The following is a 17,163-nucleotide window of genomic DNA, read 5'->3' on the forward strand; positions in this document are numbered from 1 at the left end:
ACACTTCTCATGGTCATCGTCGGGGCCTTTGCTCTTGCGTGGGTGATGCCCGCGTACTCACCCTATCTGCTGGCGCTGATCGCGGCATGCTTGGTCGCCATTTTCGCGGCGTTCATATACTTCGCGATCAAGGACCCAACGCTGCTGCTCTCGGAGGATCATCAGCATCGGAAAGCGGTCCTCGCGCTTCTGGGCGATAATCGCCAGGGCTTCAGCCAACGTGGCGCCGATCTGACACTTACAGGCAATCCGGCGACCGACATCCTCCCCGCGCCAGGGCCGGAGGAGCAGCCATGATGAATATATATCTCTTGGCGTTAAATCATGCCGACCCGCGGTTCAATCCAAAAGCGCTGCACCAGTATATTCAGGATGCCGGCTTCATCGATACTTGGTGGCATTGGCTTCCGTCTGTGTACATCTTCCGATCCCCTCTTGAGCAGAACGATCTGACCCTCAGATTCCGCAATGTGCTGCCAGATGGATATCAGCACGTGTTCCTTCTCCTCGACAGGATCACGGCCACGGGCTGGTTGCCGGCCACTGCGTGGGACTGGCTGAACAAGCAGGGCGATGTCAAATATTTCGATGCTTCCAATTCGCGGTTTCTGTCATTCGATCCGAACGCAAGGAGGTAGGCGCCCTGCTGAGGGCATGCCGGCCCCGGATTGGGGCCAGCGACGATCATGGGCTGGGCGGGCGAGAGCCTTCCCGGCCCTTGTTGCGTGCGGAGAGCCGGCACAGTGAACGTTCTAGGCACTGAGGACGGGAGTGCCATTGACGAAGCGCGATCTACTTTGGAACCGGCTTGTTGCTGTAGGCCTTCATGATGGCAACGGCAACGTGTTTCCTGAGCCCATTCTCTGCCCCGCCCATCGCGAGCATGTCTGTGATGTCCTGAATGCGCTTCGAACCCTCCACGCCACTCGCGTAACAATCAGCGATGAGCTTGATGGCACCGAATGCCCACTCGATACGTTCCATGTCATCTGTGAATTTGTTCGCCATGGTTTCCTCCCGACGACCCGAATAATGCACTCGATGCAAAGCGGGGGTAGGAACATCACCTTACGCGTCCGAGTCGAGTCAACATGACATTCCACAACCGGCGACATGGAAACGTACCACTTATTCCATCGCATTAAGCGCTGAAAATTTCGGAGCGGGTTACGCTTCGTCCCCTGCAACTTGTTGTGGCATAGCACCGTTAGATTATGCTGTTGATACGTCGAATGTTTTGTTTTTCGTTTGACAAACAGCACGGCGCGTCTAAGCCTAATCCCCGCGCGACAGCATTCGGCTCGGCTGGATTGTTGATCGTCGCCCACCTGACGCTGACACCCCGCGCATTCCGCGCTCCCTGAAAAAATGTCCTAAGGGACCCAAGGCCGGGCGTCTGTCAGCATGCCAGTCGGCAATTTCACCTTGATCGTCGCGCCGCGAAACTTGCGGCCGAAGCAACTGCGAAAAGCCCAGAGCAGCTTTTGAGCCCTCACGAGCTGTCGGCTTGGCTCGGAGTTACAAAGCCATGGCTGGACACCGCGCGATCACGCGGTGACGGCCCACCGTTCGTTCGGATCGGTCCGCGTCGAATTCGATACAAGCGAAGCGCGGTCGTCACATGGCTAGAAGTACGCACGCACCTGCACACCGCTGAGTATCAGCACGCAGCGGGGCCAGGAAGGCCGAAGAAGGCCGCGCGGGTGGCGGGGAGGGCAGGCAGATGAGGAGTGCCGCGAAACGCCCCCTGACGCCGCATCATCTGCGGCTCATCGAGCTATTAGCACAAGTTGCCATTGCGGATGCCCTGGCCAGCCCGAAGGCGGCTGGCAATGGTTCCAAACCGCGCGGCAACAGGCTCGGCGCAGGTCGCTTACGCAAGTCGAAGACGAAGCCGCGACACCGGGGATAGGCGAGATCGAGGTATTTAGTCCCGAAGAGTCGTGGTGCAAAGTACCACGAACTACGAAGGGATTCGCTCATGGCGCTTCTCGACAAGATCGGGTGTTATGTCGGCAATGGGGCGTTCGAGCCAGCCGGATAGATAGCGAGCGCAAGTCCCGCGGTAGTCGTCGGCCGTGGTGGGGCGGAGCGCCTTCCGGGCCTTGAGATAATCATCCAGCACCGCCTGCAAAGTCAGCCCAGCGGCCTTGGCGGCTCGTTGCTTTACCTTGGGGTCCACACCGGCATGCATGTCGGCAAGGAGCGCAATGGCCTTCGTTCTGGCCGCGTCAAGATCGAGGACGTTGACCGGGCCAATGGTCATACGCCGTGTTTTGCCGGCGACCTCCCGTTGAACGATGAAGGTCTTTGCGTTTGTCGTGCCGCTGACGAGAACGCCGAAGCCGCGCAGATCGATGTCCCAGTGGAGACGCTGTTTGCCCGACGGGTCGGGCGCTCGCATCGCATTGATGGCGGTCTTGGAGCCCGAAACTCCAACCCAAACAGTAGCTTTAGGGGTGTTTTGTTTTATTCTTAAAACATCCAAATGCCCGGCGCCGCGATCTTTTAATCAGAGGGCCATGGGTTCAAATCCCATCGGGCTCACCAACATTCCAAAATCGGCTCAAGAAATTCGCGTTGGCGCTGCCCCCGGCATATGCCGGCGCAGCTCCTCAATATAGGGTTCGCCGAAATTGGTGCCGGGCACGCGGTCGTAGCAGAACAGCCCGACCACGCGCTTGCGTTCGCCCTTCACCGGGCTCACGCGGTGAAGCGTGTAATCGCCTTGAAAGACATTCAGGTCGCCGGCGGACAGCTTGACGCTGCGCATGCCGTCGCGATTGCCGTCGAATACCGCGGCCACGCCCTCATAGTTTTCGTCTTTTTCGGTGCGGAGATTGGGAACGTACTCGAACAGGCCGCCCTGCTCGGGTTCCTTCAAGACGATCGAAAACACGACGTCATTGCCATCGAAGTGCCAGCCATCGGTGTCGCCCTCCCCGGCAACCTTCGCGGACAGGGCCAGATGCGGACATTCGCTTCGGTAGAACGTCTCGAAGCCCATCAATTGGCGCAGGAACTCCCGCAACGGTTCCCAGCAGTAAAGCCGGCGAAGCGGGGAGTTGTTGGGGATCTGGTGGTTCAGCACCTGATGATAGCGGAACAGATGGGTCGCGGTGCGCGGATGGCCGGCCGGCCAGCTCTTGCCGTCACTATCGTAACTGGGTCTGTCTGTATCGTGCCGGCAGGCCAGTGGGACGCGCGCTTCGATTTCGGCCGCCATGAACGAGGCCGCCTCGGGCCGTACGAAACCGGGCAGGGAGAACAACGCGTCATGTTTGAGCGTGGCCCGGCCTTCGCGGAGCAGTGCATCGATAGCTTCGCTCCCCGGCTGGTGCAGCGGGTAGCGATCGAGATCGATGATTTCCGGGATGGTATTGAACCCCACCGTCCGGCCGCCGTCGCCAGCACGGAGCAAGGGGTCGATTGTCGTACTCTCCGGCTGACGCGGCGGGTACCGGTCGGGAGTCGTGATTTTCGAGTTCGTATCCAACCCCATCGTCCGGCCCTCCAGCCCCATGTCGCCGCATCGAAAGCGGAAGGAATTGTAGGCTGGTGGCGGGCGCTCGCCAATGCCGGCGATCCGGGGTTCGACCCCTCGGCCGTGACGGCGGCGGTCGACAATCAATTCGGGTCCGTCGATGACGCCTTTCGTTGCCGCCTTGGCTCGGGCAAAGTCGCGGGCCGGAGCCCGTAGCTTTCGGCTTCCGTCCAGTGCCGGAACATTCATCATGAGAAAGGTCGTGACGATGAGATTCCCGATGGTCCTTTTGGCCGCGGCCTTGCTCGCAGGCTGCACGAGTCAGGGCACGACGGGCCCCCAATCCGGGCCGCTGCCGACCGGCCAGGTGACCTATTGGGATCTGCTCCGGACGCAGTTCGAGGATCACATGAAGACCGACAGCTTCGCCAAGATCCCTGCGGACCTCCGCCATAAGATCTCGGCCTGCATGGCCAACGATGTCGTGGACAATGTGACCCCGGCGCAGCTGCGCCACCTGGATGCCGTCGCCGCCGGCACGGAGACGCCCGATCCCGACCTGCAATCCAAGCTCGACACGCAGGTGACGGCGAGCATCGAGAAACTGGACAGTGGCGATCTGGAGCTGCTCAAGCCTTACTGCCCCGGCGACGTCGCCAGCTATTACAAGGCCGCCGGCCAGTAGCGGCCTGCCGCCCGCGCTCGGTTCAGCGGCGCCATCGGCTCGGGGCCGTTGGTCTTCTTATCGTTGACCTGGTTGTTCACGCGGAAGGCCCCGCATCTTCGCAGCCGGACAGGGCCGCAACATGTCGCGGGTTGCCTGAGGCGATCCGGCATCGAGCCAGCGGTTGCGCCACGATCGACGGGACCGGCTCGTTCGCGTCCGTCATGATGATCGCGAAGGTCGTCGCGTCGGGCTGGCTGCGCGGATCGACCCAGGTCTCCCAAACGCCGGCCAATGCAAAAGGCGACCCGTCGGCCATGCCGATCAGATAGGGCTGGCCGGAACCCTCCAGGGCGGCCCGCCATCCGTAAAAACCACGACAAGGGACCAGGCATCGTCGCGCCCGGAACGCCGTGGCGTCGATTGGCGCAGTCGTCGGCTATCTGGTGCAGCCGATGTCGTAGCGGCGCTGCGTCAGGAGCGTGGTGATCCTGCTAGGCTCAGCGGCTCTCATGATGGGGCACATCGATCAGGCGCCGCGTGCCGGCATCCACATCGTAGGTGTGGAAGGTGTTCATGTTGCGGCCATAGAGGTGGAGGCTGACGCAGGTCTGGCGCACCTTGGCGACGCCCGTCATGTGGATGTGGTCCGGATTGGGCACGAAGCTCGAGACCGAGCCTGGGTTCAGCAGGATGACGCCGCCGCGCTTGAGGCGGATATTGGTGTCGGCGGTGATATCCCCGGACGCGGACATATAGCTGCGTTCCTCGAGCACGCCCTTGACGATGCCGACGACGCCCCAGCAGCCATGGTCATGCACCGGCGTCCATTGCCCCGGCAGCCAGACCAGGGCGAAGAGCGAGAGATTGCCGCTGGGCGCGATATGGATCGCATTGCGGGCGTAATGCTCTTCCTCGCTGCGCTTGTGATCGTCGGAGAGGAACTGGTCGGCCTGGGCCGCGAGGGTCTGCATCAGCGGCGCGATCATCGTCACCCGATCGGCGGCCTTCTCCTTGGCGGCGATGATGCCTTCGCATTTCGTGACGAACTCCGATAAGGACGGATGCATCCTCGGCTCTCCCCGGCTCGTTGCAGAACATCCCGCGGGCGACACGATGCCCGCCGTTACGTGCCAGGTCCAGACCTTGATTTGCCCGTTCGAAGGAGGCCCCGCGAGCGCTCTTACCAGGGCAGACAGCCATAGTCGCGGATGAGGCGCTCATACTCGTCGCGACTTTCGGACTTGACCCCCGCATCACGGTTGATCAGGGCAATTCCCGATCCGTCATGCAGCAGCCTTCTGACCAGGGGCCAGGTCAGGCTGTGCCTGAGCAGCTCGACCTTGCCATTGCTGTGTTTGAGCAATGCCGCAATCTCGGGCCGGTCCCGCTGGGTTGCTGCCCAGTCCCGTGGCGCTCCGGCTTCAATGAGATGGCAGCGCGCAATGTCCAAGCGGTTGAGCCGTCCCAACCAGTCATTATCCAGATGCCAGCGATAGCTTTCGTCGAACGCGCCTACGGCGTTCCAGGTCGCGCGCGGCATCAGCCACCCGGACATGGTGGGGAAATCCTTCAAACGCAGCGGCCGGTCGGCCTCGCTTATCTCCAGTGGGTTGGAGGAGGCGAACCCGAAAGACTTCAGATTGAGCGCAGCAAAGGCGGCCTCGAGAAAAAACGGATCCCAGATATCGTCATCCTCGAGAAAGGAAACGAATTCGCCGTCAATATGGCGCGCTGCGGCATTGAGGGCCGCAGCCTGGGTCTTGCCGTCGCTCTCGACGATCCTGACGCCATCTTGATTGGCAAGGGCCGCCGGGATTTTTGTGCCCTGATCGACCCCGATGACGATGCGAAGCTCGAACCGGGTGGCGGCCGTCTGCGCCCGGATCGACTGGATCGCGGCCTCGACCAGCAAGCTGCCGTTGGCCTGCGGCCGGGTCGACGGGGCCAGGCGCGAGGCGATCAGCACCGACAGGATTTGCAATCGCCAGTTCCTTCGCGGGAGTGGATATCAGGCTGAAGCAAGCTTGGCGTCCAACGCCGCCCGGATCTCGGCCGCCAGGTGTTGCCGGCTATAGGGCTTTTGCAGCAGCTTGACCGCGCTGGGGCCGCGGTCCCGGGGCAGGACATGATCCTCGCTATAGCCCGAGGTGAAGAGCGCCCGCAAGTTCGGCCGCTGCCGGCGCATCTCTTCCAGGATCTGGGGACCCAGGATGCCGCCCGGCAACATGACGTCGGTGAAGAGCAGGTCGAACTTCGTTCCGGCCGCCAGCAGCGCCAGGGCGGCCGCGCCGTCATGCGCTTCGATGATGTTGTAACCGAGGCCGCGCAACTGCTCGACGACGAAGCCGCGGACCAGGGCGTCATCCTCCACGACCAGGATCGTCTCGGCTCCCCCGACCGATGGCCGGGGAGCGAGCGGCGCTTCCGTGGCCGTCGCACCGACGAAGCGGGGCAGATAGAGCTTGATCGAGGTGCCCCGGCCGACCTCGCTATCGATCTCGATATGTCCGCCGGATTGCTTGATGAAACCGTAGACCATGCTCAAGCCCAGACCGGAGCCTTTGCCGACCTCCTTGGTCGTGAAGAAGGGCTGTACGGCTTGCACCAGCACTTCGGGCGTCATGCCGATGCCGGTGTCGGTCACCGCCAACATGACGTAGGCCCCGGGCCGCAGCTCGGAATCGGGCGTGGCCGCGGCGCTGTCGAAAACGACATTCGCCGTCTCGAAGGTCAATTTTCCGCCTTCCGGCAACGCGTCGCGGGCGTTGAGCGCGAGATTGAGGAAGGAATCCTCGACCTGGCCGGAATCCGCGAGCGCGGGCCAGAGATCCGGAGCGAGCTTCAACTCTATCCGGATGTTGGCGTTCAGGGACGGGCGCAGCATCTCGCTCATCCGTGCGACCAGATCGTTCAGCTCGAGGCGGCGCGGATTCAGATTCTGCTGGCGCGAGAAAGCCACCATGCGGTGGACCAGCTCGGCGCCGCGTTCGGCCGCCTGAATCGCACTCGCCGACAGCCGCGCGACTTTTTCGGTGTCTTTGGGATTGCTGTTGATGAGATCGAGATTGCCGATCACCACCGTCAGCAGATTGTTGAAGTCGTGGGCGATGCCGCCGGCGAGCTCGCCCACCACCTCGAGCCGCTGCACGCGCCGCAGCTTCTCCTCGAGATTGCGGCGATCTTCGATGTCGATCAGGACGCCGATATGGCCGAGATAGGCGCCGTCGGCGGAGAATCGCGGCACCAGCGTATCGAGGAACCAGCGATAGCTGCCATCCTTGGCGCGCAGCCGGTACTCGTCCGTCGTGTGATGATGGTGGGCGAGAATGCTGTTTTCGACTTCCTTGGACCGCTCGTGATCGTCCGGGTGGATGCTGTCGAGGAATCCATGTCCCAGCTCCTCCTCGACCGGCCGGCCGGTATAGCTGGACCATTGCTTGTTCAGGAAGATGCAGTCGCCCTTGTCGTTGCTCATCCAGATCAAGGCCGGAATGCTGTCGGCGATGACGCGGAAGCGATCTTCGCTCTCCCGGAGTGCCGCCTCCATTTGCTTCAGCTCGGTGATGTCGAGCCCGATGGAAACGACGTATTTCGGATTGCCGGCCGCGTCATGGATCGGCGCGCGTGAGGTCAGCCATGCGCTGGTGAAGCCTTGCGGGTCGAGATAATCGGTGCGGTGAAAGGCGTGCTTTTGTCCGCTCTTGATCACCTGGCGGTCGGCTTCGAGGACATGGCGCACATAGTTCTCGTCATAGAGCTGGTCGAGTGTTCGGCCCGGAAACCAGTCGACCGGCCGCTTGTGAAAGGCGGCCAGAGTGGCATTGGCAAAGACATAGCGACCGTGGATATCGCGGACGGAAATCGTCGCCGGCATGGAATCGACAATCTCGCGCAGCAAGGTCCTGCTGTCCGCGAGTGCTGTCTCGACCGCCCTGTGCTCGGTCACGTCCTGGATCGTGCCCATGATATAGCGCAGCGAGCCGTCGTCGGTCAGGACGCCCTCAACCATTTCGTTCAGTTCGCGGATCTCGCCATTCGGGCGGATGATTCGATAGCTGCAGGTGTAATAGGGCGCCTTCGCGCTCGTGTCGGACAGATCCAGGAGATCCCGGACATATCGTGCGTTCGTCGCGAGGGCTTCGGCGCGATCGTCGGGATGAACGAAATGTTGGATGAAATCCTGGTCGCTCGCATCGAGTTCCTCGATCGGGCGGCCGAGAATCTCGGCGGCGGCGGCGCCATAGCGGGTGATGACTCTCGTGCCGCCGTCGGGTGTCGTGGTCACCGTCGAGATCCAATGGCCGAGCTTGGCCATACGCTGTGCGCGGCGCAGGACAGCCTCGCTCTCGCGAAGCAACATCTCCGCCGGATTGGATTTGTCGCGATCCATACTGTCTGCCTTCAGGACTCCTCGCCCGGAACAGGGAAGGCTAGCTGTCGAAAGTTACCTAATTAGACCATAGCGCGGACGGGCCCAGGGCGGGGAGGCCGACCGTGAATCTTACAATCAAGGTCTTAAGGGGAAAGGTCGAGTCCGGGGAAGGGGGCTCGGGCCCGGTGCGATCGAATCTCGCGCCGGGCCCCACGTGGCCGGTCAAGCCGCCGATCAATGCGTGAATTTATACATGAAGTCGTATTCGCTACCCTGGGCGTTGCGGGCATGCAGCTTCATCTCGCCGCGCGCGCCGTAATATCTTCCGGTCCCGCCGGTCACGGCCAGGACGGAATCGGCGGCGTCGAGATAGGGGCCGGCCACGCTGAGCTGGCCGTCCTCCAGCTCCAGGGTCCAATAGCATTCCCAGGCCTTGCCGACGACGGTGCGGATGCACCAGCCATTGTCATGCCCGACCAGCGTCTTGTTGTGCTCGTCATAGATCTCGTTCGCGAAGGTCAGCAGATCGCCAACACTGTCGCCCTTGTCGCCCAGGTCGGTGACCGCGTCCGTCGTCGCGCGCTCCACATAGGCGGCACTCTCGGTCTGAAACGCGCCGGCCGGCCGTGACGTGACCGCCAGGGCGGCAAGCGCAATCAAAGCAAAGGGCAGGCAAAGGCCAAGAAACCGGGGCATAGGGATTTTCTCCTCTGTTCGTTGAAACGGGACGAAAATCTGGCGCCTCCGCAAGCGCGCGCCGACGCCGAAAGCGGGGCGGTGCCGTGAAGAAGCGACCGCCCACGCTAGGCCGGTCCTTTGGCGGGCGTCAACGGCACTGACGGGTCGGTTGTAGATCCGGCCGACCTGCGAGCGGCGGCCGCCCGGTCCCCTCCGAAGGAGCGATTGCCGCTGCCATCGGCGCGCGACTACACTCGAACCGCCAGCGATCGGGCGGTTCGTCTCGTGAGCCGCGCCGTCCTTTTGCCCACAAGAATCGTCAGCGCGCGTCCGGCGCCTCGATTATCGCCGGAACCGATGCGACTGCGACGCGGATGTCGACAAGCAGGGAACCCAAGGGAGCGAACCATGGCTGGATCGAGGGAATTCATCGACAGATTGACCGATGGGCGCATGACGCGCCGCGAATTACATCGTTGGCTGGCGGCGGCGGGGCTCGGTCTCGCCGTCATGCCGGTCCTGCCCAGGGCCGCGCGGGCGGACGATCTGATCTATTACACATGGAGCGGCTATGACGTGAAGGAGTTCATGCCCGGCTTCGTCGAGAAGCATGGCAGCATGCCGCAGACGCCTTTGTTCGGCGACGAGCAGGAAGCGCTGACGAAGATCCAGAGCGGCTTCCAGGTCGATCTGGCGCATCCTTGCAACAATCGCGTGTCGATCTGGCGCGATGCCGGCGTCATCGAGCCGGTTGATACCAGCCGCCTCGAACATTGGGGCGAGCTCTTCGACTCCCTCAAGAATCTCAAGGGAACCGTGACCGAGGACGGCCAGCATTGGTTTCTGCCGGTCGACTGGGGGATGACGGCGCTGATCTATCGCACCGACCTGATCAAGGATCCAGTCGACAGCTGGGAATTGCTCTGGGATCCGAAATACAAGGGCAAGCTCTCCATCGGCGACGGCATGGCCGACACCGGCCTGATCGTGGCCACATTGGTCGGGATCAAGGATCCGAATAACATGACCGCGGACGATCTGGCCAAGATCAAGAAGAAGCTGCTCGAGCAGAAGCCGTTGTTGCGGTTCTATTGGAACGACGAGACCACGCTCGAGCAGGCGCTGACGTCGGGCGAAGTGGTGGCGTCGTCGTCCTGGAACGGGGCGGCCGCAACCCTGATCGACCAGGGTGTGCCGGTGAAGTTCGTCTCGCCGAAGGAAGGGGCGCTGACCTATTGCTGCGGCCTGGTGCGGGTGAAGGGCGGCAGTCATGACGACGCGGCCTATGACCTCATGAACGCCATGAGCTCGCCCGAGGCCGGCAAATGGCTGATCGAGACCTATGGCTATGGTCATTCGAACAGCAAGGCCTTCGGCATGGTGGCGCCGGAGATGCTGGCCAAGCGCAGCCTGCCGAAGGATCCGACGGAGATGCTGGGGCAAGGCGTCTATTCGACCGTGTCGCGTCATCTGGCGGAGCTGTCGCAGATCCTCGAAGAGGTGAAGGCGTCGCAATAGCCGACACCGGTTCAGGGCTGCATACTTGGTTCATCAGGAGAGCCCGGCCCCGCGAGGCCGGGCTCCTTTTATCGATGGTTGAGACCATCATGCCATTGGTTTCGAAAAATCCGATGTAACAGGACAAGTGGCCCGCTTGTGCGGTCCCGGACGCCCTCATATCCTCGCGACATAGCAATGAACGGATGCAATGACGGCAGCGCTCGACGCGGGCGGCTGTCGGTCGTCGAAAGGAACAGCATGGCCGTCGCTCCCTCCATCACGATCGGCGAGTTCGAAGAGCGGCAACGCCGCGCCAAGGCGGCTTCGGCCGCCGCCGGTTTCGACGGTCTTCTGGTGATCTCGCGCGGCGGGGGCTCGGTCGATCGCTACGCCAACGTTCTTTATCTCGCGAATTTCTACAGCTCCTTCCCCTTCATCCCCGATCGCCGACCCGACTGGTCGGCGCGCGGCCATCCGATGCTGGTGCTGCCCAACCAGGGCGACCCGATCCTGGTCGTCGACATGCCGGTCCGGCCGCACGAGATTCCGCTCTCCAACGTGGTCCAGGCCGACGATGTGCTGCCGGCAGTCGTCAAGGCGATCAAGGACGCCAAGCTCGAAGGCAAGCATATCGGCGTCGCCGGTGCCGACGCGCTGCCCTGGGCCGCCTTCCGCAAAATCGAATCCGACCTGCAGGGCACGCGTTTCACGCCGGCGGACGAGATCCTGGAAAAACAGCGTTCGGTGAAGTCCCCGGCCGAGATCGCGATTCTGCGCCGCGCCTCCGAGATCGGCTCCAACGCGATCGAGGAGATGATGGATTTCGCGCAGGCCGGAAAGACTCATGGCGAGATCATGGGCGTCGGGTTGAACGCGCTCGCCCGTGAAGGGGCTGTCATGTACAACAACTTCATGGCGTCGGGTCGCGGCGGCAATGCGCCGCTCTATATCGCGACCGATTTCCCGACCTTCGCCTCGAAGGAGCCGCTGGAAGACGGCCACTGGTTCGGTATCGGCCTCTCGGGCGTCTTTCAGGGCTATTACTTCGATCATTCGCGCTCGAAGCCGATCGGCAATGCCAGCCATCCGGAAATCGAATCCTTTGAAGCCTCGATCGCCGCGGTCGAGGCCGGCATCGCCGCCATCAAGCCGGGCGTCACCGCCGGCGCCGTGGCGAAGGCCGGCTTCAAGCGCCTTCAGGAGCTGGGCTTCGCGGCGACCAGCGATTTCTCGGGGCTGGGCCATGGCATCGGCCTCGGCTGGGACGCGCCCTGGCTGGTGCCGGACGAAACCTGGGTGATCGAGCCCGGCATGGTGCTGTGCGTGGAGCGCACCGTGGAGAAACACGGCTTCGTCGGCGATTTCGAGGAGACCGTCCTCGTCACCGACAGAGGCTGCGAAAAGATCAGCAAGGCACGCATTCGCCGCTGGTAGTCCGCCGGTTCAAGGCGGCCCCAACAACGCAACGCCGCCTTGGGGCGGCAGGCAGAGGAAACATGAACAGAGGCAAAGTGAATTCCGTCATCGATCTTTACATGACCGATCGGCGGGGCTTCCTGAAGGCGGCATCCGCCTTGGGGCTTGGCGTTGCGATGACGCCGGTCTTCGGGCGTTCGTCCGAAGCGGCCGCGACCTTGTCCTATTTCGGCTGGAACGGCTACGAGATCCCGGAGCTGCACACCGCCTACACCAAGGCCTATGGCGGCGAGCCGACCGCGACCTTTTTCAGCGACGAGGAGGAGGCGCTGCAGAAGGTCCGCGCCGGTTTCAATCCCGACGTCATCCATCCTTGCGTCAACACTGTGCGGCGCTTCAAGGATGCCGGGCTGATCAAGCCGCTCGACACCAAGCAGATCGCCGGCTGGGACAATATCTTCCCGCAATTCCTGTCGGTGAAGGATGTGAAGGAGGAGGACGGCTATTACATCATGCCGTTCGACTGGGGCACGTCCTCGGTGATCTATCGCCCCGACCTCGTCGACATCAAGGAAGAGAGCTGGACCATCTTCCTCGACGATCGCTACAAGGGGAAAATGGCGTTCCTGGATTCGCCCGACAACATCGCGGCGGTGGCCGGCCTGCTCAGCGGCGCCAAGAATCCGATGGACATGAACGACGCGGAGATGGCGAAGGCGGGCGACATCCTGCGCCATATGAACGCGAACATGCGCTTCTACTGGACCGACAATACCGAGCTCGAGCAGTCGCTGGCGTCGGGCGAGGTGGTGGCGGCCTGGGGCTGGGGCCAGTCGGTCAACAACCTCAAGAAGCAAGGCGTGAACATCAAGATGATGAACCCCAAAGAGGGCATCATGACCTGGATCTGCGGCCTGACCTCCACGGTGAAGGGCAAGTGCAGCGACAAGGAACGCTATGACTTCATGAGCGCCATGCTGGCGCCCGAGAGTGGCAAGTACCTGATCGAGCAATATGGCTACGGCCATGCCAACCAGGAATCCTTCAAGGTGGCCTCGGCGGAGAGCGTCGCGCTGCTGGGCTTCAAGGATCCGAACGACTTCCTCAAGACCGGGAACTTCTTCACCGCGGTCGAGCCGGCCAAGCGCGAGAAGATCCAGGCGATGTGGGCCACCATCAAAGCCGGTGGCTGAGACTTACCGACCAGCTTTCGATTGCCGGTCACGACCGGCCAAGCGGGGCGCTCTTCCGAACAGGGAGGGCGCCCCGTCTCGTTTTCGGGCCCGATCATGAGTCGGCAACCGCGACTCCCTCGATCTCGTCGGCGTTTTTCCGGCGATTCCGGCAGATGCTGAAAGTTCTCCACAGCTTTGTGGTTGTGGCCAAATTCGGGCCGGCGGTTCTGACGACTGTGGGTAGTTTTTAAATTCACTGATGATTCAATGGAGTCGCTTAAATCTCTTTCGTTAATAGTTGAGTAACCATATCCAAGACTCTGACGCTATTTTCGGGCGGACGCATTTGGCGTTATTCAGCTAATCTTAGCCATGTTTGGTAACTCCAAAAACGAGGCGCTGCGGCGTAAAAGTCGTTTTACGACCGTATCTTAAGGTGCCTCCTCAACTTGATATTAACTACTTTTTTACCAATCCTAACAAGGACATCCAGAATCTTCTGCTTGCAATCTGTGAACCGGACGTTCATCCTTTGTTAAGGCTCTGGGCAAGGGCAGAAAACGGGGCGGGGGAGACAAAGAATGTTGGTTAATCGCATCGCGACGGCCGACGGGCTCTTTCGGACAGACGGTCCCGATTCGGACGCTATTCGCGCCGCGGCCAATAGGGCGGGACCCCGTCCTATCGATTCCATCGCCACGCCGGCCGAGCGCCGCTCGGCCCTGGCTCGTTTCGCCGCCACCGGCGAACTGACCCTCGGCGAGATGGATCTGTTCTGGGACCGCACTGCCAAGCTCTATTGGCAATATATGCGCCCCGCCGGCCGGGCCAGCTTCACCTTCGGGCTGCTCAGCGACATGCGCGAGGCGTTGTTCTTCCTCACCGACATGTATGCCGAGGCGACCCCGGCCGATCCGCACCCGGTGCGCTATTCGGTCCTGGCTTCCCGGATCCCCGGCATCTTCAACCTGGGCGGCGACCTGCCGCAATTCGCCGAGTTGATCCGCAGCCGCGACCGCTCGGTCCTGCGCCGTTACGCCCATGCCTGCATCGAGGTCCAGTATCCGCGCGCGACCAACGTCGGCCTGCCGATCATCGGTATCGCCCTGGTGCAGGGCGACGCGCTCGGCGGGGGCTTCGAGGCGGCCTTGGCCTGCAATGTGATCGTGGCCGAGAAGAGCGCCAAGTTCGGCCTGCCCGAGATCCTCTTCAACCTGTTCCCGGGCATGGGCGCCCTCAGCTTCCTGACCCGGCGCATCGGCATGGTCGAGGCCGAGCGCATGGTCTTCTCCGGGCGCATCTACAGCGCCGAAGAGCTCCATGCGATGGGCGTGGTCGATGTGCTGGCCGAGGACGGGCAGGGCGAGATGGCGGTGCAGCACTATATCGCCCGGATGGATCGCGGCTTCGCGACCCGCCTGGCGGTCTATGGCTCGCGCCAGACCATCCATCCCGTGACCCGCGAAGAGCTGATGCAGATCACGGAACGCTGGGTCGACGCGGCGATCGCGCTGGCCCCGACCGATATCCGGAAGATGGAACGGCTGGCTTCGGCGCAGGACCGCCGCTGGGCGGCGATCGCCCAGCAGCAGCGTGCCAGCCAAAGTGCGGAGGCGGCCGCGATCGCCACGGCCTGAGGCCGGCGATCCGGATCCACGAATTCATGACGGAAGGCCCGACCCGAAGGGGTTGGTAACTCGAGACCGGACCCGGCAATGAAAATTGCCGGGTCTTTTTTATCGTCGATCGGGAATGGGCCCTTGCCGTCGGGTGATGATTACGGCGTCAGTTCGGCTGGATGGATTTGCGCCGCTCTTCGAGATGGCGCATGGCCGCGACCCGGAAGCGCTCGAACTCCTCGCGCAAGGCGGCCAGACGCTGCGAGGAATCGCGTTCGAGGTCCGGCGTGGAGGCGGCGCAGATCTCGCCGCAGATCCGGTGGACGCGAACCGCGCCCACATTGGCGGCGCTGGAGCGCATGCCATGGGCGACATCGCGGATGCCGACGATATGGCGGTCGCGGACCGCATCGGCCATGGCTTCGATCAGGCCCTCGGTGTCGCTGATGAAGTCGGTCAGGATCTCGCCCAGGAAGTCGCCCTCGGGATCCATCGCCTCGAGCGCCGCCATGGCGCCGAAATCGATGACCGGGCCGCTGTCGGACTGGAAGCGGGGATGGGTGGTGATGTCGGTGACGGCCGCGGTCGGGCCGGTGGCTGGCGCCGGCAGCGGTTCGGGCGTCGCGGCGGTGGCGGCGGTCGGCGGCTTGCGATCCGCGACCTCCTCGATCACCTTGAGCAGGTGCGCGGCCTCGACCGGCTTGGTGATATAGCCGTCCATGCCCGCTTCCTGGCAGAGCGAGCGGGTCTCGGTCGTGGCGTCGGCTGTCAGAGCGACCATCGGCAGGTAGGGGCCGTCCATGTGGGAGAAGCGATGGAGCTTCACCACGTCGAGGCCGCTGGTGCCGGGCATGTTGATGTCGAGCAGGACCAGGTCGAAACGCTCCTGCTCCAGGGCGTCGAGCGCCGCGTCGCCGGTTTCGACCAGATGCGGATCGTGGCCCGCGCGCCGCAGGATCTTCGCCGTCACCTTGCGGTTCACGCCATTGTCCTCGGCCACGAGGATGCGCAAGGGACGCTGGGCACGGGATTCCGCCGCCTGACGGCGCTGGACTTCCTGTTCCTCGTCCTTGCGCTGCGCGTCGAACACGCGGAGCGCATGGACCAGATGGGCGAGCGCGGCCGCATCCGGATGGCGCTCGAGCGACATCAGGAAATTCTCGCGGACGGTGGGGCCGGTCAGATCGCCGCCGATCAGCACCAGCGCCACGTCGCCGGTCGGATCGGCGGTGCGCAGGGCGGCGGCCGCATCGGTCGGCGTCAGGCCCGTCGCGGGATCGAGGAAGACGATGTGGTAGTCGATGCCTTCGCGCTTGTCGTCGATGACGCGGTCGACCGCGGCGCCCAGCGAAGTCAGGCGGCGCATGGCATAGCCGGCTTCCTCGATCGGGAACTGCAGATGACGGGCCAGCACCGTGTCGGAAGAAACCAGGAGCACCTCGCGCGCCAGCGGAACCGGCGGCGCGCCCAGGGGAACCACCTTGGAGACGGCGATCGGGATTTCGACGCGGAAGCGGCTGCCCTTGCCGAGCTCGCTCTCGACGCCGATCGTGCCGCCCATCAGGCCGCTCAGCTGCTTGGCCAAAGCGAGGCCGAGGCCGGTGCCGCCATAGCGCCGGTTGGTGGAATCGTCGGCCTGGGTGAAGCTGTCGAAGATGCGCTGGCAGGCGTCGGCCGAGATGCCAATGCCGGTGTCGGTGACCTCGAAGCGGAGCAGGGGCTGTTCCGGCGTCCCGCCGATGCGCTCGACCGTCAGCAGGATATGGCCGCGGTCGGTGAATTTGACGGCGTTCGACAGCAGGTTGGTCAGGATCTGGCGCAGCTGCTGGCAGCCGCCGAAGAGATGCGGCGGCACGTCGGCGCCGATATGGGTCGCCAGGCGCAGGCTCTTCTTGACCGCCTCGTTGCGCAGGATGCGCACGATGTCGGCGATCTCGGCATAAAGGTCGAAATCGATGATCTCGACCGACATCTTGCCGGCCTCGATCTTCGAGAAGTCGAGGATGTGATTGATCAAGGACAGCAGCGCACGGGCCGAGGTGCCGATCGTGCGCATCATGTCGCGCTGATCGCGGTCGAGCTTGGTGTCCTGCATCAGGTCGCCGAGGCCGATGATGGCGTTCAACGGCGTGCGCAGCTCGTGGCTCATGGTGGCGAGGAAGCGGCTCTTGGCCTGGTTCGCCTGTTCGGCCGCCCGCTTCGCCTCGGTCAGTTTGCGGATCAGCGTGGCGACATAGCCGGGCAGCACCATC

The 17,163-nt window shown here is 63.0% G+C and carries 16 protein-coding genes; 7 read left to right on the plus strand and 9 right to left on the minus strand.

The annotated features are described in order from the left end of the window. Both ACREE8_RS21780 and ACREE8_RS21785 read left to right on the plus strand, forming a co-directional pair. Nucleotides 1–297: hypothetical protein (locus ACREE8_RS21780; protein ID WP_431575116.1), on the plus strand; the 297-nt coding region annotated here is incomplete at its 5' end. Next, on the plus strand, nucleotides 294–638 hold the full coding sequence (locus ACREE8_RS21785; protein WP_431575117.1) for a hypothetical protein: 345 nt from the start codon (nucleotides 294–296) through the stop codon (nucleotides 636–638). The genes ACREE8_RS21780 and ACREE8_RS21785, both read left to right, overlap by 4 nt. Before the next feature lie 154 nt (nucleotides 639–792). Here the strand turns inward: ACREE8_RS21785 and ACREE8_RS21790 are convergent, their stop codons facing one another. The 3 genes from ACREE8_RS21790 to ACREE8_RS21800 all read right to left on the minus strand — a co-directional run bounded on the left by ACREE8_RS21790 (nucleotide 793) and on the right by ACREE8_RS21800 (nucleotide 3,736). After that, nucleotides 793–1,008 carry a hypothetical protein gene (locus ACREE8_RS21790; RefSeq protein WP_431575118.1) on the minus strand — a complete coding sequence of 72 codons (216 nt, stop codon included), beginning with the start codon at nucleotides 1,006–1,008 and terminating at the stop codon, nucleotides 793–795. 955 nt (nucleotides 1,009–1,963) lie between these two features. Next, nucleotides 1,964–2,488 carry an integrase arm-type DNA-binding domain-containing protein gene (locus ACREE8_RS21795; protein ID WP_431575119.1) on the minus strand — a complete coding sequence of 175 codons (525 nt, stop codon included), beginning with the start codon at nucleotides 2,486–2,488 and terminating at the stop codon, nucleotides 1,964–1,966. Between the two features lie 78 nt (nucleotides 2,489–2,566). Continuing rightward, on the minus strand, nucleotides 2,567–3,736 hold the full coding sequence (locus tag ACREE8_RS21800) for a HalD/BesD family halogenase (RefSeq protein WP_431575120.1): 1,170 nt from the start codon (nucleotides 3,734–3,736) through the stop codon (nucleotides 2,567–2,569). A gap of 10 nt (nucleotides 3,737–3,746) precedes the next feature. On the opposite strand from ACREE8_RS21800, the gene ACREE8_RS21805 reads away from it, so the two are divergent. Then, nucleotides 3,747–4,169: a hypothetical protein gene (locus ACREE8_RS21805; RefSeq protein ID WP_431575121.1), complete on the plus strand. Its 423-nt coding sequence runs from the start codon at nucleotides 3,747–3,749 to the stop codon at nucleotides 4,167–4,169. A gap of 76 nt (nucleotides 4,170–4,245) precedes the next feature. Here ACREE8_RS21805 and ACREE8_RS21810 read toward each other — a convergent pair whose 3' ends face one another. The 5 genes from ACREE8_RS21810 to ACREE8_RS21830 all read right to left on the minus strand — a co-directional run bounded on the left by ACREE8_RS21810 (nucleotide 4,246) and on the right by ACREE8_RS21830 (nucleotide 9,219). After that, entirely contained in the window at nucleotides 4,246–4,572 is a 327-nt protein-coding gene (locus ACREE8_RS21810; protein ID WP_431575131.1) for an SOS response-associated peptidase family protein, read from the minus strand. Between the two features lie 76 nt (nucleotides 4,573–4,648). After that, nucleotides 4,649–5,218, minus strand: coding sequence for a hypothetical protein (locus ACREE8_RS21815; RefSeq protein WP_431575122.1), 570 nt, complete (start codon nucleotides 5,216–5,218; stop codon nucleotides 4,649–4,651). A gap of 113 nt (nucleotides 5,219–5,331) precedes the next feature. Next, nucleotides 5,332–6,132: a glycosyltransferase family 2 protein gene (locus ACREE8_RS21820; protein ID WP_431575123.1), complete on the minus strand. Its 801-nt coding sequence runs from the start codon at nucleotides 6,130–6,132 to the stop codon at nucleotides 5,332–5,334. A gap of 27 nt (nucleotides 6,133–6,159) precedes the next feature. After that, nucleotides 6,160–8,541: a PAS domain S-box protein gene (locus tag ACREE8_RS21825; RefSeq protein WP_431575124.1), complete on the minus strand. Its 2,382-nt coding sequence runs from the start codon at nucleotides 8,539–8,541 to the stop codon at nucleotides 6,160–6,162. A gap of 216 nt (nucleotides 8,542–8,757) precedes the next feature. Continuing rightward, nucleotides 8,758–9,219 (minus strand): allene oxide cyclase family protein, encoded by a 462-nt coding sequence (locus tag ACREE8_RS21830; RefSeq protein WP_431575125.1) that lies wholly within the window; start codon nucleotides 9,217–9,219, stop codon nucleotides 8,758–8,760. Nucleotides 9,220–9,609: 390 nt separating this feature from the next. Here ACREE8_RS21830 and ACREE8_RS21835 point away from each other — a divergent pair, with 390 nt between their 5' ends. The 4 genes from ACREE8_RS21835 to ACREE8_RS21850 all read left to right on the plus strand — a co-directional run bounded on the left by ACREE8_RS21835 (nucleotide 9,610) and on the right by ACREE8_RS21850 (nucleotide 14,929). Next, entirely contained in the window at nucleotides 9,610–10,719 is a 1,110-nt protein-coding gene (locus ACREE8_RS21835; RefSeq protein WP_431575126.1) for an ABC transporter substrate-binding protein, read from the plus strand. A gap of 240 nt (nucleotides 10,720–10,959) precedes the next feature. After that, a complete protein-coding gene (locus tag ACREE8_RS21840) occupies nucleotides 10,960–12,135 on the plus strand; it encodes a M24 family metallopeptidase (RefSeq protein ID WP_431575127.1) in 1,176 nt (391 codons plus the stop codon). 62 nt (nucleotides 12,136–12,197) lie between these two features. Further along, nucleotides 12,198–13,310 carry an ABC transporter substrate-binding protein gene (locus ACREE8_RS21845; RefSeq protein WP_431575128.1) on the plus strand — a complete coding sequence of 371 codons (1,113 nt, stop codon included), beginning with the start codon at nucleotides 12,198–12,200 and terminating at the stop codon, nucleotides 13,308–13,310. Between the two features lie 563 nt (nucleotides 13,311–13,873). Then, entirely contained in the window at nucleotides 13,874–14,929 is a 1,056-nt protein-coding gene (locus ACREE8_RS21850) for a crotonase/enoyl-CoA hydratase family protein (protein ID WP_431575129.1), read from the plus strand. Between the two features lie 148 nt (nucleotides 14,930–15,077). Here ACREE8_RS21850 and ACREE8_RS21855 read toward each other — a convergent pair. Beyond that, on the minus strand, nucleotides 15,078–17,163 hold a 2,086-nt coding region (locus ACREE8_RS21855), incomplete at its 5' end, for an ATP-binding protein (RefSeq protein ID WP_431575130.1).

The sequence above is a fragment of the Hypericibacter sp. genome, assembly GCF_050729195.1.
In the GTDB taxonomy this organism is placed as follows: domain Bacteria; phylum Pseudomonadota; class Alphaproteobacteria; order Dongiales; family Dongiaceae; genus Hypericibacter.

What these genes read in the sequence shown, in the direction of transcription:
- ACREE8_RS21830 (WP_431575125.1), bottom strand. Translation starts at nt 9,219, where the DNA reads ATGCCCCGGTTTCTTGGCCTTTGCCTGCCCTTTGCTTTGATTGCGCTT.
- ACREE8_RS21785 (WP_431575117.1), top strand. Translation starts at nt 294, where the DNA reads ATGATGAATATATATCTCTTGGCGTTAAATCATGCCGACCCGCGGTTC.
- ACREE8_RS21800 (WP_431575120.1), bottom strand. Translation starts at nt 3,736, where the DNA reads ATGATGAATGTTCCGGCACTGGACGGAAGCCGAAAGCTACGGGCTCCG.
- ACREE8_RS21835 (WP_431575126.1), top strand. Translation starts at nt 9,610, where the DNA reads ATGGCTGGATCGAGGGAATTCATCGACAGATTGACCGATGGGCGCATG.
- ACREE8_RS21845 (WP_431575128.1), top strand. Translation starts at nt 12,198, where the DNA reads ATGAACAGAGGCAAAGTGAATTCCGTCATCGATCTTTACATGACCGAT.
- ACREE8_RS21825 (WP_431575124.1), bottom strand. Translation starts at nt 8,541, where the DNA reads ATGGATCGCGACAAATCCAATCCGGCGGAGATGTTGCTTCGCGAGAGC.
- ACREE8_RS21850 (WP_431575129.1), top strand. Translation starts at nt 13,874, where the DNA reads ATGTTGGTTAATCGCATCGCGACGGCCGACGGGCTCTTTCGGACAGAC.
- ACREE8_RS21840 (WP_431575127.1), top strand. Translation starts at nt 10,960, where the DNA reads ATGGCCGTCGCTCCCTCCATCACGATCGGCGAGTTCGAAGAGCGGCAA.
- ACREE8_RS21815 (WP_431575122.1), bottom strand. Translation starts at nt 5,218, where the DNA reads ATGCATCCGTCCTTATCGGAGTTCGTCACGAAATGCGAAGGCATCATC.
- ACREE8_RS21790 (WP_431575118.1), bottom strand. Translation starts at nt 1,008, where the DNA reads ATGGCGAACAAATTCACAGATGACATGGAACGTATCGAGTGGGCATTC.